The 16,451-nt window shown below is 45.9% G+C and carries 10 protein-coding genes; 8 read left to right on the top strand and 2 right to left on the bottom strand.

Annotation, left to right across the window (positions count from 1 at the left end; translation table 11 throughout):
• Positions 1-48: 48 nt before the first annotated feature.
• On the bottom strand, positions 49-1,371 hold the full coding sequence (gltA, locus tag T489_RS0101715; protein WP_031578322.1) for a citrate synthase: 1,323 nt from the start codon (positions 1,369-1,371) through the stop codon (positions 49-51).
• 701 nt (positions 1,372-2,072) lie between these two features.
• Here gltA and sucC point away from each other — a divergent pair.
• The 5 genes from sucC to T489_RS0101685 all read left to right on the top strand — a co-directional run bounded on the left by sucC (position 2,073) and on the right by T489_RS0101685 (position 7,689).
• Positions 2,073-3,233, top strand: coding sequence for an ADP-forming succinate--CoA ligase subunit beta (gene sucC, locus T489_RS0101705; protein ID WP_031578321.1), 1,161 nt, complete (start codon positions 2,073-2,075; stop codon positions 3,231-3,233).
• A 9-nt stretch (positions 3,234-3,242) separates the two neighbouring features.
• Entirely contained in the window at positions 3,243-4,118 is an 876-nt protein-coding gene (gene sucD / locus T489_RS0101700) for a succinate--CoA ligase subunit alpha (protein ID WP_031578320.1), read from the top strand.
• A gap of 345 nt (positions 4,119-4,463) precedes the next feature.
• The gene (locus tag T489_RS0101695; protein WP_051621701.1) at positions 4,464-5,702 is read left to right on the top strand and encodes a lipoprotein-releasing ABC transporter permease subunit; all 1,239 of its coding nucleotides are present in this window, start codon (positions 4,464-4,466) and stop codon (positions 5,700-5,702) included.
• Between the two features lie 10 nt (positions 5,703-5,712).
• Positions 5,713-6,411, top strand: coding sequence for an ABC transporter ATP-binding protein (locus tag T489_RS0101690; RefSeq protein WP_031578318.1), 699 nt, complete (start codon positions 5,713-5,715; stop codon positions 6,409-6,411).
• Positions 6,412-6,414: 3 nt separating this feature from the next.
• Entirely contained in the window at positions 6,415-7,689 is a 1,275-nt protein-coding gene (locus T489_RS0101685; protein WP_031578317.1) for an FtsX-like permease family protein, read from the top strand.
• 171 nt (positions 7,690-7,860) lie between these two features.
• Here the strand turns inward: T489_RS0101685 and T489_RS0101680 are convergent, their stop codons facing one another.
• Positions 7,861-9,078: an acetate kinase gene (locus T489_RS0101680; protein WP_031578316.1), complete on the bottom strand. Its 1,218-nt coding sequence runs from the start codon at positions 9,076-9,078 to the stop codon at positions 7,861-7,863.
• A 562-nt stretch (positions 9,079-9,640) separates the two neighbouring features.
• Between T489_RS0101680 and T489_RS0101675 the strand changes: the two genes are divergently transcribed.
• The 3 genes from T489_RS0101675 (at position 9,641) to pheT (ending at position 16,408) form a co-directional block, all read left to right on the top strand.
• The gene (locus T489_RS0101675) at positions 9,641-12,655 is read left to right on the top strand and encodes an EAL domain-containing protein (RefSeq protein WP_031578315.1); all 3,015 of its coding nucleotides are present in this window, start codon (positions 9,641-9,643) and stop codon (positions 12,653-12,655) included.
• A 367-nt stretch (positions 12,656-13,022) separates the two neighbouring features.
• Complete coding sequence (gene pheS, locus T489_RS0101670; protein ID WP_031578314.1) at positions 13,023-14,009, top strand: phenylalanine--tRNA ligase subunit alpha; 987 nt, start codon at positions 13,023-13,025, stop codon at positions 14,007-14,009.
• Between the two features lie 11 nt (positions 14,010-14,020).
• Positions 14,021-16,408 carry a phenylalanine--tRNA ligase subunit beta gene (pheT, locus tag T489_RS0101665; RefSeq protein ID WP_031578313.1) on the top strand — a complete coding sequence of 796 codons (2,388 nt, stop codon included), beginning with the start codon at positions 14,021-14,023 and terminating at the stop codon, positions 16,406-16,408.
• Positions 16,409-16,451 lie beyond the last annotated feature (43 nt).

Below are 16,451 nucleotides of genomic sequence, written 5' to 3'. Positions count from 1 at the left end.
ATACCTGCGTAACGCACCCTGTTCAGTCAAAGGTATGAAGTCTGTATCTTAGAACTTCTTAGGACATGCTTCACGTTCATTTATAGGGCGAACGTCTCTGGTTGGACTGCCGATGTAGATCTGACGAGGTCTGCCGATACGTGAATCAGCTTCTTCGTTCATTTCAATCCAGTGGGTGATCCAGCCGATGGTTCTTGCCAGAGCAAAGATTACGGTAAACATGTTGGTTGGAATACCGATTGCATTAAGGATGATACCTGAGTAGAAGTCTACGTTAGGGTAGAGCTTGCGTTCAATGAAGTATTCATCACTGCGTGCGATTCTTTCGAGTTCTACGGCTACGTCGAGAATCGGATGATCCTTGATGTTGAGTTCCTTGAGAACTTCATGGCAGGTGTCACGCATTACGGTGGCTCTCGGATCGTAGTTCTTGTAAACACGGTGACCGAAGCCCATGAGTCTGAACGGATCCTTCTTATCCTTTGCCTTGGCAATGAATTCAGGAATACGATCAACTGTGCCGATACGTTCAAGCATTCTTAAGCATGCTTCGTTTGCACCGCCGTGTGCCGGACCCCAGAGTGAAGCGATACCGGCTGCGATACACGCATATGGATTTGCACCTGATGAACCAGCAAGACGAACTGATGAGGTTGAAGCGTTCTGTTCGTGGTCTGCATGTAAAATGAAGATACGATCGAGGGCTTTTTCAATTACAGGGTTAACCACGTACTCTTCACATGGAGTTGCGAACATCATGTGGAGGAAGTTTCCTGCATAGCTTAAGTCGTTCTTTGGAGACATGAACGGCTGGCCGATGGAATACTTGTAGGCCATGGCTGCCAGGGTAGGCATCTTGGCGATAAGTCTTAATGCGGTAAGTTCTCTGTGTTCAGGATCGTAAATGTCCAGATTGTCGTGGTAGAACGCAGAAAGCGCACCGGCAATACCGCACATGATGGCCATTGGGTGTGAATCACGACGGAAGGCCTTGAACAGGGAATTAATCTGTTCGTGAACCATGGTGTGGTAGGTTACACGCTTTTTGAAGTTGGCATACTGTTCAGCATTCGGTAAATCACCGTTGAGCAGAAGGTAGCATACCTGCAGGTAGTCAGTCTGTGTCGCAAGCTGAGCAATAGGGTATCCGCGATGAAGTAAAATACCTTTTTCACCATCGATAAAGGTGATTTTTGATTTACATGAGGCTGTAGAAACAAAGCCTGGGTCATAAGTAAAGTAACCGTGAGAACCCAGCGCTCTCACATCAATTACTTCCGGACCTTCTGTTCCCTTCAGAATGGGAAGTTCAATCGGATCCAAACCCGGAATATTGAGAATAGCAACTTTCTGATTAGTCACTTCGGACATATTATACTCCTTCATAAATCTTTTCGTGGCGGACAGTTATTAATATTATGTATATAGCCATTCGTCAAAAAACTGTTACTATTATAACCATAATGAAAGCATTTGACATAATTTAAAACGTTCAAAAACAAAAATATTTAAATGATAACGCTGTCATTTTGTATTTTGCCGTTTTTTGCGTCCGGAACAACCGTTCTCAAATTGTCGGTTCAGTAACCGGCGTCATCAGTTGAATCATTAATTTATTATTGATCTTTGACTTTAAATTTGTGATGTGTATAGCTATAATTGACGCTAGTTTGATACATCGTTCATTAATCCGTTTCAGTTTCCGTGATTATGCGGAAATTCCGTGATTAGACCGGTGTTGATTCTGCAATATCTTGGTGTTGATACCTAAACCTAAGAAGAGTAGGACGCGAGCGGTCCGAACTTATACGCCTGCGGACACCGTGCAGGCACCCGACTGTGCAATGTCACATCCCGTGCCGCGGTGGTTGAGTCAGGAAGTTCCGGCTCTGAACAGCCGGAACAGTTCAGAGATAACAAAATCATTTCCGTATCCAGACGACAGGGCGGAGTATCCGTCCATGACATCTTTATTTTATGAAAAAGTCACTGGCGGTATATATCTTGCCGAAAGCGGTCGTTAAGAACCGGACGGGAATGAAGGGCATTTTTATATACAGGTTGTGTACAAAATGAATTTACATGAATATCAGGCCAAAGACCTTTTAAGAAAATACGGCTTACCTGTTCCTGCAAATACGGTATGCAGTACTTCTTCTGAAGTAGAAAAGGCTTTTGAAGAATTTAACGGCAGTCCGGTTGTGGTCAAGTGTCAGGCTTACACCGGCGGAAGAGGTAAGGTTGGCGGGGTTAAGGTTTGCAGAACAGCTGCCGAAGCCCGTGAATTTGCAGACAGATGGCTCGGACAGCGCATTGTTACTGTTCAGACCGGTGAACGCGGTCAGCCTGTATCCCGAATGCTTGTTGAAGCATGTTCAGATATCAGCAGGGAGCTTTATCTCGGTGCGACAATCGACAGATCAAAGGCCCGTGTGGTGTTCATGGCCTCAACCGAAGGCGGTATGGAAATAGAAAAGGTAGCCGCCGAAACTCCGGAGAAGATTTTCAAGGTGGTTATTGATCCGATAAGTGGTGCTCAGCCGTTCCAGGGCAGAGAGCTGGCTTTCAGACTGGGTCTTTCCGGTGACGCGTTCAAGCAGTTTGTAGCCATGTTTTTAGGCATGAGCAGAATGTTCCATGAACAGGATCTGTCACTTCTTGAAATCAATCCTCTGGTGGTAACTGGTGACAATCAGCTTTTATGTCTGGACGCAAAAATCAATATTGATTCCAACGCACTCTTCCGTCACAAGGATCTGGCGGCAATGGATGACCCTTCACAGCAGGATCCTCGTGAAGCCAGAGCTCAGTCCGTAAATCTTAATTACGTGGCTCTGGACGGCAACATCGGATGTATGGTTAACGGCGCCGGTCTTGCCATGGGTACCATGGATATCATCAAGACCTATGGCGGCAATCCGGCCAACTTCCTTGATGTCGGCGGTACCGCAACTAAGGAAAGAGTTGTTGAAGCTTTCAAGATTATTCTGTCCGACAAGAACGTTAAATGCATTCTGGTAAACATCTTCGGCGGTATCGTACGCTGTGACCTGATTGCCGAAGGCATTGTCGGTGCGGTTGAAGAGGTTGGTGTTAACGTACCTGTAGTCGTAAGACTTGAAGGAAATCAGGCACCTGCCGGACTGGCAAAACTTGATGCCAGTGGTCTTAATATTATTTCTGCAAATTCTCTAAGAGAAGCTGCTGAACTTGCGGTAAAGAGCGCACGTTAGGAGAAGGGAATGGCAATTTTATTAAACAGTGAAACCAAAGCCATCTGTCAGGGCTTTACAGGTTCTCAGGGAACATCACATTCTGAGCAGTGTCTCGCATACGGTACCAAGCTTGTAGGCGGTACCACTCCGGGCAAGGGCGGTCAGATTCATCTTGGTCTGCCTGTGTTCAATACCGTTAAGGAAGCTGTGGCCGCCACCGGCGCCACCGCCACAATGATTTATGTTCCTGCTCCTTTCTGCAAGGATGCGGTTTTTGAAGCAATTGATGCCGGCATCAAGCTGATTGTATGCATCACCGAAGGGATTCCTACCCTGGACATGCTTCAGATAAAGAGACGTCTCGAAGGTACAGACATCACCATGATTGGTCCTAACTGTCCCGGTATTGTTACCAGCGGTGAAGCCAAGCTCGGAATCATGCCGGCATCAATTCACATGAAGGGCAAGGTGGGAATCGTGTCACGCAGCGGTACACTGACCTATGAGGCCATCAAGCAGACAACGGATGCAGGCTTCGGCCAGACCACCTGTGTGGGTATAGGAGGCGATCCTATTCCGGGATCAAACTTTATCGATATCCTCAAGCTTTTTGAAAAGGATGAGGCTACCGAGGCCATCGTGATGATCGGCGAAATCGGCGGAACAGCCGAAGAGGAAGCGGCTCAGTATATAAAAGAGCACGTAACCAAGCCGGTTGTTGCCTACATAGCCGGTGCAACAGCTCCTAAAGGAAAGAGAATGGGACATGCCGGTGCCATTATTGCAGGCGGAAAGGGAACAGCGGAAGAGAAATTCCGCGCCCTGGAAAATGCCGGAGTTAAAATCGTCAGATCTCTTGCCGACATAGCCGACGGATTAAGAGAAGTAACTGGCTGGAAGTAAATTCCGAATCCGTCCGGAAAATTCAAGTCAAATAACAGTGAAAAATCCCGAAGCACAGATGTGCAAGGGATTTTGTGTTTTGAGAGGTGCAGGTTTACGGGACGGAGTTTTATTTCAAAACACACCGAAAATCGCATTCTGACTCACACTGTTTAGGATATAATTACAGACTGTCGCAGTATCCCTTCATCAGAGATGAAAACGCCGCGGCAGCCGTTTAAAACCCGCAGTGACCTGTTTACGGCGACTGTCATGCCGTGACGGATTCCGTAATCGGACGGATATTCTGACGTCTCCTGATGTGAGTGGTTCAATAATTGAATTTTAACTGAGTGATATATCATCATGTCTGTGTTGAAACTGTTTAGACCTTTAAGTCTTTCAATCGGCCTGCGCTATGCCTTTGCCTCGTCAAATCATCGCTTCGCCACGTTCATAGCTCTGCTTTCCATGATTGGAATCATGCTGGGTGTGGCCGCTCTTATAGTGGTGGTTTCCGTAATGAACGGTCTCGAGGGAGAATTAAAGGATCGTCTGCTGTCATCAATTCCTCATGCAGTGATTACCACGGACAGGGACATGATTGCGCAGGATTATGATTTAAGCAGAATCAGGGATATTAAAGGTGTTGTGGCCGTGGCTCCCCAGATAACCGATGACGTGATGATTCAGGGCAGAAACGGTATATACGGAGCTTCACTGTTCGGTATTGATCCTGCGGATTATCCTGATTTTGATCTTGTAAGAGCCTCAACCGGAACAAAATCCTTTAAGAGTCTGGTACCGAGAAGTTTTGAAATCATCGTAGGCTGGGATGTTCTGGACAGGCTTAAAAACAACGTTGACGATGAACTCCGCATTATTTCGGCGTCTTACGTCAAGTACACTCCTTTCGGCAGAGTGCCGTCTCAGAGACTTTTTACGGTTAACGGCGCATATTCAGTCGGCGGCATGAGTTCAGGCATGATTCTCGGGAATATTGAGGACGTGCGCAGACTTACCCATATGCAGCAGGGAACGGTATCTGGTTTCAGAGTATGGCTTGACGATCCCTTCGAGGTGGGCAGCTTCATTGAGGAAGTCGGCAGAATTGATCCGAAACTTACAGTGAAAGACTGGCGCGTGGAACTCGGAGAGTTTTTCCAGAGCGTGGCCATGGAAAGAATAATGATGGGGCTGATGCTTGCCCTGATTATCATGGTGGCTATTTTCAACATGCTGTCTTCACTTGCCATGGTGGTCAGCAGCAAGGTGCCTGAGATTGCGGTAATGAGAACCATGGGCATGAGTCAGTCCGCCATCATGAAGGTATTTATCGTTGAAGGCGCCATCAGCGGAATTATCGGTTCAGTCATGGGACTGATTCTCGGTCTGATATGCGTAGCCTATCTTGACAGTATTCTGAACGTGCTGGGAATCAATCTTTACATAGCCGCAGGCGGCGTAGGCATTCCGGTACAGGTAAAAGGTCTGCAGGTGCTGATGGTTCTGCTTGTGACCATTGCCCTGAGTTTTGCCATAACAATATATCCTTCAGTCAGAGCTGCCAGACAGTCTCCGGTTGAATCACTTCGTTATGAATAAGGTGAGTAACATGAGTGTTGATAATGAACGTAGAATATTATTGAAGGCTGAGGGAATCAGCAAGGATTATGTTGAAAGCAGCGTGGTTACTCATGTGCTTAAGGGAGTGGATCTGGATATTTATACCGACGAGATGGTGGCCGTAATCGGATCTTCAGGTTCCGGCAAGAGTACTCTTCTGCATATTCTGGGAACTCTTGACAAGCCGACCAGAGGCAACGTGTATTTTAATGGAGAGAATCTGTTCAAAATGAGCGGCAGAGCCCGTGATTATTTCAGAAATCATCATCTCGGCTTCGTGTATCAGTTCCACCATCTGCTCAGTGATTTCACCTCATATGAGAATGTGGCTTTCCCTCTGATGATCTCAGGGGAATACACCAAGGCTCAGATTGATGAAAGGGTGAAATATCTTCTGGATCGCGTAGGGCTGGGGCACCGAATGAATCACCGTTCATCAGAGCTCTCAGGCGGTGAACGTCAGAGAGTGGCGATTGCCAGAGCCATAGCCAACAAGCCTATGCTTATTCTTGCTGATGAACCTACGGGGAATCTCGACTTCAGGAGTGCCGGCGAAGTTTTTGATCTTCTTACTGAACTCAGGGCGGAAAACCACTGTTCAATGCTGGTGGTTACTCATGATCGCGAACTTGCAAAGAGATTTGAGCGTACCTGTGAAATGTCAGACGGACTGATTAAGGTGAAATAAGATATGTTTTTACCATTAAAAGTCGGTTTACATTTTTCCCGCAGTAAGAAAAAAACCATCATGTCGGGTTTTATTTCTATTGCATCCATTATCGGTATTACCATCGGGGTGGCTTCACTGATTATAGGTCTGTCCGCCATGAACGGCTTTGAAAAGGAAGTTGCCCACAGGGTTCTGGGGGTGATGCCTTCTGTGGAAGTCCGTTCGCTGAGCGGATATTTCGACAATACCGCAGACGTGGTGCATAAGATTGAAGGACAGGATCGGATTCTTGCCGCAACGCCCGGAATGGTGGTTAACGCCATGATTAACCATGATAACAAGTACCGTTCCTCACGGATTACCGCCATAGAATCTTCAGATTACAAAAACATCATAAATATTGATGAATTCATGGTGGATAAGAACATTACCCTGCGTTCCCTGAAGCCTGACGGCAGCGAGTTCGATTCTCCGAAGATAATACTTGGTTTTGATCTTGCCAGAAAGCTGAACGTGTCCGCAGGTGATTCAGTTGAAGTGCTCATCACCAAAAACAACAGCAACGGAACACTCAGTGCTCCGGTGGGGGTTAACTGCAGAGTTGCCGGAATATTCAGAATAGGCGGTCAGCTTGACAGTGTAATCGCCTATGTTGATTTGAGTACAATCCGTAATCTGCTGGGAATGAGGGAAGATCAGACCGGCAGCATATTTCTCAAGACTCCGGATTTCTTCCATTCTCTGAGTGATGCAAGAAATGCCGTTACCCCGCTGGTGAATTCCATTCCTACCCCCATGGGACTTCACAGCTGGATGGATCAGGCGGCTCCGCTTTACAGGGACATTCAGATGATACGTACCGTGATGTGCATGGCTCTGTTTCTGGTGGTTGTCGTATCCTGTTTCAATATCGTATCCAGTCTTGTCATGTCCGTTAATGAAAAGAGAAGTGAAGTGGCCATACTTCTTTCCATGGGGTATTCCCGGGTACAGGTCATGCTGACCTTTATGGTTCAGGGACTGTTCAGCGGAATTTACGGAACCATATTCGGTGTGCTGCTCGGACTTCTTGTTGCCCACAATCTGACGGAGGTTATCGCCTTCATTGAGAATATTATGGGAATCAGAATCCTGAAGGCGGAAACGTACTTTATGGATTACGTGCCGTCATCAGTAAATTACATTGAGGTACTGCTGACTGCATTGTCATGTGTGTTCATAGCTCTTGTTTCAGCCGTACTTCCGGGAATCAAGGCGGCCTATATAAATCCTGCCGCTGAACTGTCAGGAAAATAATTTTCTAGGTCATTATGGACCTCTTGAGTCACATCATGAGGTCTTTTTTTTGAGCGGAAGGATATGCGGCGGTACCGTTCGTTGAGACCATGGAAAATCAATAAGACAATAAAAAAAGGTTAACCGGAAAATCCGGTTAACCTTCAGGTATTTAAGGCCTGGATGCCTGAATTACTTTACAAACTTGAAAGCGCTGCGGGCAATAACCAGTTCTTCGTTGGTTGGAACAACAACGATCTTAACCTTTGAATCAGCAGAGTGGATTGGACCGCTGCCACCAAGGTATGCACGAGCCTTGCTGTTTGCTTCAAGATCAAGCTTGGCACCGAATACTTCAGGTAAAAGTTCAACAACACGCTTTCTCATGAGGTATGAGTTTTCGCCAATGCCGCCGGTGAACACGATGGCGTCAACATGTCCTAAAGGAACATAGTATGAAGCGATGTACTTGGCTAAGCGGTAGCAGAACATTTCAAAAGCGAGAGTGCACTTTTCGTCACCCTTTTCATAACCTTCGGTGATGCCTCTCCAGTCTGAAGTGGTGGTTGAAAGAGCCATTAAACCTGACTTCTTGTTGAAGATTTCACGAACTTCTTCAACCTTGTAACCCAATACGTCACACATGAAGAAAACAACTGAAGCGTCGATGGAACCGCAGCGGGTACCCATAACCAGACCGTCAAGCGGAGTAAGACCCATTGAGGTATCAACGCACTTGCCGTTCTTAACTGCGGAAACGGAAGCACCGTTGCCCAGGTGACAGGTGATTACGTTGAAGTTTTCAGGATCTGCGTTCAGCTGCTTTGCAACTTCAGCTGCAACGTAGCCGTGAGAGGTACCGTGAGCACCGTAACGTCTGATACCGTTCTTGGTGTAGAGTTCTTCAGGAATTGCGTATCTGTATGCTACAGGAGGCATTGTCTGATGGAAGGCGGTATCGAATACGGTCACGTGTGGAACGTTTGCAAAAGCCTTTCTTGCTGCTCTGATACCAATCAGGTGAGCCGGGTTGTGTAAAGGTGCGAACGGAATGCACTTTTCAATACCTGCTTCAACTTCATCGGTAACTAGAGTAGGTTCGGTGTAGAGTTCACCGCCCTGCACGATACGATGACCAACGGCACAGAGAGATTTAAGAAGATCCGGACGGGTAGCTAAAATATTGCTGTTGAGGAAGCTGATGGCGATATCGTGGTCAGCCTTGTTGCCTAAATCCTGGCTCTGCTTTTCCTGACCTTCGAATCTCCATTCGATTCTTGCTTCTGGTAAATTTAAGTATTCGGCAATACCGTTTAAGTATACGTGACCGTCGTTAGGGTTGATAATGGCAAACTTTACTGATGAGCTGCCACAGTTGATAACCAGTACGGTCTTTTCAACATTTGACATAAAAAATCCTTAATAAACAAAAATAACCTCAAGTCACTTATGGTGAGAGGCTTATCCGGAATCTGGTTGATTTTGATTAAAACGACCATTTGGAGTGTCTTGTCGGACCTTCCAAAACTGGATGCAATTTTAACACAGGAATGAGAAATTTTCTAAACATAAAATTTTTCTCAAGTGTGAGTGCGTTCAGCACAGCCGGGAAAAAGGTATTTTTATGAGATCTTTATAATCAGATCCGGCTGTCGGTGGCATAATATGGACAGCGATAAACTTAATTTTTAAAGTGGCAGAAAAAATTTTCATGTGTTCATAGATTAAAAAAATGTTAAAAATAAAGATACATTTTTGCAATAATGTTGCCAAACACAACATATATAAAGAACATTAAGTAGTAAAATGTTGTTTTAAAAGAAAAGTTATAAATATGGTGTTGCTAATTTGTTACACAAATAATCTTTAAAAATATAAATATATTTGCTAAAATGTGATCTTATTCATATATTCGTATTTATCTCTTTGATGCTTTAACTCAGGTGACAACTTATTATTTAAGGGAGTTTTAATGCGTAGGTTCTGGTCTTTTTTTATTTCCTTTTCTGTTGTGCTGGGGATATTTCTGTCCATTGCTGCCGCAGATAACTGGAATGAAGAAAACACTTTGTCCGAACAGCGTTCCGGGTACGTAATCAGGGACAGTAATGTCAATGTGCGTCTAAACTCCTATGTTGAATATATGGAAGGTCAGGAAAATGTTGAATGGCCGTGGGATCTTCCGGAGGATGAATGGCGTGACAGCGATGATATTCTTTCAAGCTGCTCGGTTCTTCCAGACGTGGGGGACAAAACCTACTGGTACCACGTGACCATTATCAATAGATCCGCAGATGAAAGAAATCTTGTCCTGTCGGTAAACAATATTTTCGTAAAATACCTGAGTGTATACGTTATCGGTCCCAACGGGGCTCTTTCAAGAGTGTGGCATACGGGCCTCAAATCAGGAGCCAGAAAGGTATTTCCTTCAGCGGGTTACTCATTCCCTATAAATTTCCTTGATTACAAGGACGGCAGAACCGAGCTGTACATCAGGGCAAAGTCTGATCAGGACTATCGTCTTGACATGAGACTTCAGGATTTAAGAAGCTTCTCACATCATGATGCCGAAGAAAAGATTGTAAATGCGATTATTACCGGCTTCATGCTTCTGGTCAGCGTATTCTCTTTTATTATGTTCATCCTGCTTAAGGAAAAGAGATATCTGGCATACGATCTTTTTGCAGTGGGCATTATGTCCAATCTGCTGATTACCGGCAGCTATTCATCATTGTTCCTGTCTTTCCTGAACCATGTGGATGTCACCAGCCTTTATCAGTGCTTCTGCTTCATTACCCTGTGGGGCATACAGCTCATAAGTCTTGAATATTTAAGCAACGCCAAGTGGGTGATTCTCAAATATGTCAGCAGAACCTTCAGTCTGTTCCTGATTATCAGTTCCGTTCTGGTGTGGTTTGTTCCCGGATATTTCTCCGCCATTCTGTTCTTCTTTGGAACAGCGGTGATGTTTGTCCTTACTCTTGTGTGGTTTTTATATGCCGTCATCAGAAGAAATTCAGCCCATCTTATATACTCTCTGGCTCAGCTCGCCTTCCTTTTCGGCTGTATTTTCCCGTATCTATGCACCTACGGCATGCTCGGATGGTCAAAGTATGCGGTATACGACTTCTTCCTGATTTCCGTATCAGCGGCCATCATGATCAGCGTGTCACTGATTTACCGCTTCTATAAGGAAAAGAACTATAACCGCAATGTGACTCAGAAGGCCAAAATGAGCCGCAGACAGTTTGTGAACTTCTTCAGTCTTACCAATGAAGGCATGTTCAAGGCTGACGTTGACGGTAAGATTCTGAATATCAATCCGGCACTGTGCCGTATTCTCGGGTACAGAAATGTTAACGAGATAAGCGCCTGCGGTAAAACCAACATCAAGCATCTGTGCGCCGATGAGGAAAGTCAGAAGACATACGGTAGCAGTGTCGCCATTCTCATGCAGAAGTATGATGAAGCCAAGAGCGAGCACGGTGACAGCTATGTCGCGCTTCTTGACGGCAGTGTTGACAACATCAAGCTTAAGTTCTTCTCTTCAGACGGCAATGTTATTTTCGTGAGCATGTCCATCCGTCTTTCCGAAGAAAACAGCAGTGCATTCTGCATTATCGGTGACGTTAAGGATATTTCCGGTGACGAAAGTCTGAAGCAGCAGATCCGTTACATGGAATATCACGATCAGAACACCGGAGCATATAACAGAAAGTACATGATGCATCTGCTTCAGAACATTTTCAGCGGTGATGATGAAAGATCCGTGAGTGTGGCCGAGAGAATACAGGACGGCGATGCCGCTGCTGATCAGGGCGGTAAGGATTACCTGTGCTTTATTCACGTGAATAACCTTAAGTACATCAGAGATACCGTCGGTCACGAGCATGCCGACAGAATGCTCAGACAGATTTCCGAATATCTTCAGAAGCATCTGCCTGAAAACAGCAGTCTCATCTGTCTGAACAATGATGAATTCGCCGTGGTGATGCGCAGTGTGTATATTGTGCTCAATACCGTCAAGTCATGGATAAAGGATATCGCTGACATGCGTTATCAGTCAGACGGCTTTATCTACAATGTGACTACCGACTGCGGTATTGTTGACATGTCAATTGTGGATAATGACGTTTCAGTACTGCTTTCCTATGCCGACATTGCCTGCAGAAACGCCCGTATCCAGGGATGCAATCAGTGCTTCCTTCTCTGTGAAAAATCAGATCGAATTCTCATGTCACGCAGAAGCGTGGATATGTCGACATCCATCTGGCAGGCCATTGAAAACAATGGTGTAGTGGCCGTAAGAAAGCCTCTTCTCAACTGCGGAACGTCAGATTCCGGTGCCAAGTGGTGTGGATATCTGGTGAAGGTCAAGAACTCAAAGGGACAGTTTATTGATGTTTCGGAATTCAGGGAACTTACCTCGGATTTCAATCTGATGCCGTATCTTGATGCATGGCTTATCGACAATCTGACCCGCATGAAGCAGAACGGCGGCATGTTTGCCGATGTGAACAGAATTCTTGTATGCATCCACAGTGAAACCTTGTGCGACAACTACCGTGTGGATGCCATCTACAAGGCGGTTTCAGGATGTCCTGAACTGTGTTCAAAGCTGTATTTCCAGTTTGATACTGAAAAGCTGGACAACAGACTTCAGCAGCTTGAACGCTTTATCAACAGATTCAGTGATACCGGCGTGGGCTTTGCCCTCAAGGATTTCGTGGGTAACAGAATTTCCATCGAGGTTCTGGAAAAATTCCCGATACAGTGTGTTCAGTTCGATGAGTTCTACACCAGAAATCTCAGCAGAAATTCATCAGCATGGCAGGTTGCCAAGTCTGCTGTGGAAATGATGAAGAAGCTCGGCAAACAGTCAATTGCCGTGGCCGTAAACAATGAAGCTCAGTTCTCGGTCGTAAAAGATCTGGGATTTGATTTCTGTCAGGGGGAATACACTGGAAAAATAATTAAAAAGAAGTAACTTAAATGTTTTAGGACCATATCCTTAAGTCATTTTATTTATATCTTTTAGAAAGTTGGTCTGATAGGGTATAATATCGCAGTTTTTTTATTTTCTGTGATGTTATACCTGTTTTTTTTGGCAGACGTTACAGACAGGCGTAAACTGCGTTTTTCCTGTTTCATTGGAAAAATACCGGAACTCCGGAGCAGTACCGGTCACGGTTTCAGGCAGAACGGCGCCACGGATTTGTATGGCATGCGGTTGAAGTGCGTTTCCATCCGATACGTCAGGATTATACCTGTGCGGAAATGGGCGGACTGAGACGGCATGCCGAATAATTTTTTAGTTAAAACCACATATGCCGTAAACGTGTAGTGAGGATCGTATGGATAATTTAGAAGAGCTGGTACAGAAGGCTCTGCAAGAGATAAATGCAGTAAGTGATGAAGCAAGTCTTGATGCTGTACGTGTGCAGTATCTCGGCAAGAAGGGCTGTTTCACTGATTTAATGAAGGGCTTGAGCGCACTGTCTCCGGAAGAAAGACCGAAGAGAGGTGCTGAAGTCAACGTTGCCAAGACCAAGGTAATGGAAGCTCTCAACGCCAAGCGTGATGCCATGGCCGCAGAAGCTCTGAGCAAGCGTCTTGCTTCCGAAAGTGTTGATATTACCCTTTCCGGAAGAACCGTAGAAGCAGGTACCCTGCATCCTGTAACCAGAACCATTAAGCGTATCGAAGAAATCTTCAAGGGCCTCGGCTTTAACGTTGAAGCAGGTCCTGAAATCGAAGACTGCTTCCATAACTTTGATGCTCTGTGCATTGAACCGGATCATCCGGCACGTTCCGAACACGACACCTTCTATTTCAACAGCAATCTGCTTCTGAGAACTCAGACTTCAGGCGTGCAGATTCGTGTTATGGAAAAGAAGAAGCCGCCTCTTCGCATCATCGTACCGGGCCGTGTATACCGTCCTGACTACGATATGACCCACACTCCTATGTTCCATCAGGTTGAAGGTCTTCTCGTTGACGAAAAGAGTTCATTCACTGAACTCAAGGGCATTCTCCACAGCTTCCTGGTTAATTTCTTTGAAGAAGAACTTCAGGTTCGTTTCAGACCTTCATTCTTCCCGTTCACTGAACCTTCAGCAGAAGTTGACGTAATGGGCAAGAACGGCAAGTGGCTTGAAGTACTCGGCTGCGGTATGGTAAATCCTAAGGTTCTTGAAAACGTGGGCATTGATCCGAACAAGTATCACGGCTTCGCTTTCGGTTTAGGCGTTGAACGTCTCACCATGTTGCGTTACGGTGTGAATGACCTTCGTGCATTCTTCGAAAACGATCTTAGATTTTTAAAGCAGTTTGGTAAGTAGGAGCTGAGTAAATGAATTTCAATAAGTTATGGATCGATGAACTTGTTCCTACCGGTCTGTCAGTGGATAAGATTGCTGATACTATCACCATGGCCGGTCTCGAAGTTGATTCAGTTAACCCTGTATGCGGTGAATTCACCAACGTGGTTGTCGGTGAAGTTCTGACCTGTGCCGATCATCCTGATTCAGATCACCTTCATGTAACCACCGTTAACGTAGGTGACGAGGTTCTGGACATTGTGTGCGGTGCTCCAAACTGCCGTGCCGGTTTAAAGGTTGCCTGCGCCAAGGTAGGTGCCGTTCTTCCGGGTAATTTCAAAATCAAGCCTGCAAAGTTAAGAGGAGTGCCTTCAAACGGCATGCTCTGTTCTCTCAAGGAACTTGAACTTTCAGAAGAAAGCAACGGCATCATTGAATTCCCTGCAGATGCTCCTGTCGGAATGGATATCCATGAATACCTCAATCTCAGCGATAATTCAGTTGAAGTTGACCTTACCGCCAACCGTGCTGACTGTCTCAGCATCCGCGGTATTGCCAGAGAACTCGGCGTACTTACTTCAAAGGATGTTAACTATCCTGTAATCAGTGAAGTTCCTGCATCAATCAGTGACACTTTCAGTGTTGATGTTCAGGACAAGGATGCCTGTCCTAGATATCTATGCCGCGTAATCAGAAACGTTGACATCACCAAGCCTAGTCCTTTATGGATGCAGGAAAAACTCCGCCGTTGCGGTATCCGTTCAATCGACGCCATTGTTGATATCACCAACTACATTCTTCTTGAACTCGGTCAGCCTATGCACGCCTTCGATCTGAACAGGCTTAATGATCAGATTATTGTCCGTCAGGCAGTTGCCGGTGAAAAGCTGGTGCTTTTAAGCGGTGAAGAGGCTGAGCTCAAGGAAGGTACCCTGGTTATAGCCGACAGAAACGGTCCTGTTGCTCTTGCAGGAATTTTCGGCGGCGCCGCTACAGGTGTTACCTCAGAAACCAGAGACGTTCTGCTTGAATCTGCATTCTTTGCTCCTTCAGCAATCAAGAACAGAGCAAGAGAATACGGTCTTGCAACCGATGCCTCACACAGATACGAAAGAGGTGTTGATTACACCATCACCAGAGACGCAATGGAAAGAGCCACTGCCTTCATTCTGGAAATCTGCGGCGGTGAAGCAGGTCCGGTAAACGAAGCAGTAGCTCCTGAAAAGTTCCCTGTACGCAATGACATCAATGTTGCCTTCAGCTACATCAACGACGTTATCGGCATTGAAATCGCCAAGGACACCGTTCTTGACATTTTAACCCGTCTCGGCATGAAGCCTGTTCTGGCTGCAGACGGCACTTCAGTAACCGTAACCAGTCCTTCATGGAGATATGACATTGCCATTCCTGTGGATATCTGTGAAGAAGTTGCCCGTATCTACGGCTATGACAACATTCCTAACCGCGACCCTGTTGCTCCGTTAAGAATGATCAAGCAGTGTGAAGCCGAAGTAACCACCTATGACATCAAGTCCGTACTGGCTGATACCGGATACCATGAAGTTGTAACCTACAGCTTCGTTGATCCTGCCAGCCTCAAGACTCTGAAGCCTGAAACCGAAGCAATCATTCTGCCTTCTCCTATTTCAGCCGACATGTCAGCCATGAGAACCACCATCTGGGCAGGTCTCATCAATACCGTTTTATACAACGTAAACCGTCAGGTTCAGCGTATGAAACTCTTTGAATGCGGTCTGACCTTCATTAAGGATGAAAAGGCTGAAAACGGCATTCTTCAGGAAGATCACATTGCAGGTGCCGTGTACGGTACCATTGCCGACGACAGCTGGAACATCACCAACAGAGAAGTTGATTTCTTTGACGTGAAGGGCGATGTTGAAAGACTGCTTGAAGTTACCGGAAGGGCTGATGAATTCGTATTTGAAAGAGCTGACATCACCGCTCTGCACCCTGGTGTAAGCGCTGTTATCAAGCTTAACGGTGAAATCGTCGGTTATGTAGGTCTCATTCACCCTGTAGTACAGAAGAAGCTCGGTCTCAAGCGTCCGGTTTACCTGTTCGATCTGAAGCTCAGCGCTCTCAAGACCCGCAGAATTCCTGACTATGCCGAAATCTCCAAGTATCCTTCAATCAAGCGTGACTTTGCAATCGTTGTTGATGCTTCCGTTTCCGCAGACAGCATTATCAGCGTGGTTAAGGAATGCGGTGATCTGGTACGCAGCGTAAACATTTTCGACGTGTTCTCAGGTAACGGTGTTCCTGAAGGAAAGAAGAGTATCGCCTTCAGTGCTATTCTTCAGAGTACTGAAAAGACTCTTGAAGATGCCGATATCAGCAGCTTCTCCGATTCAGTAATCAGAAATCTTGCTGACAAGCTCGGTGCCGTATTAAGAGACTAATCCGGTAATGCGAATCCCGAAGGTGCAGAACCGCCTTCGGGAT

The organism is Ruminobacter sp. RM87 (assembly GCF_000701925.1).
Taxonomy (GTDB): Bacteria; Pseudomonadota; Gammaproteobacteria; order Enterobacterales; family Succinivibrionaceae; genus Ruminobacter; species Ruminobacter amylophilus.
This window is presented reverse-complemented; position numbering and strand designations above follow the sequence as displayed.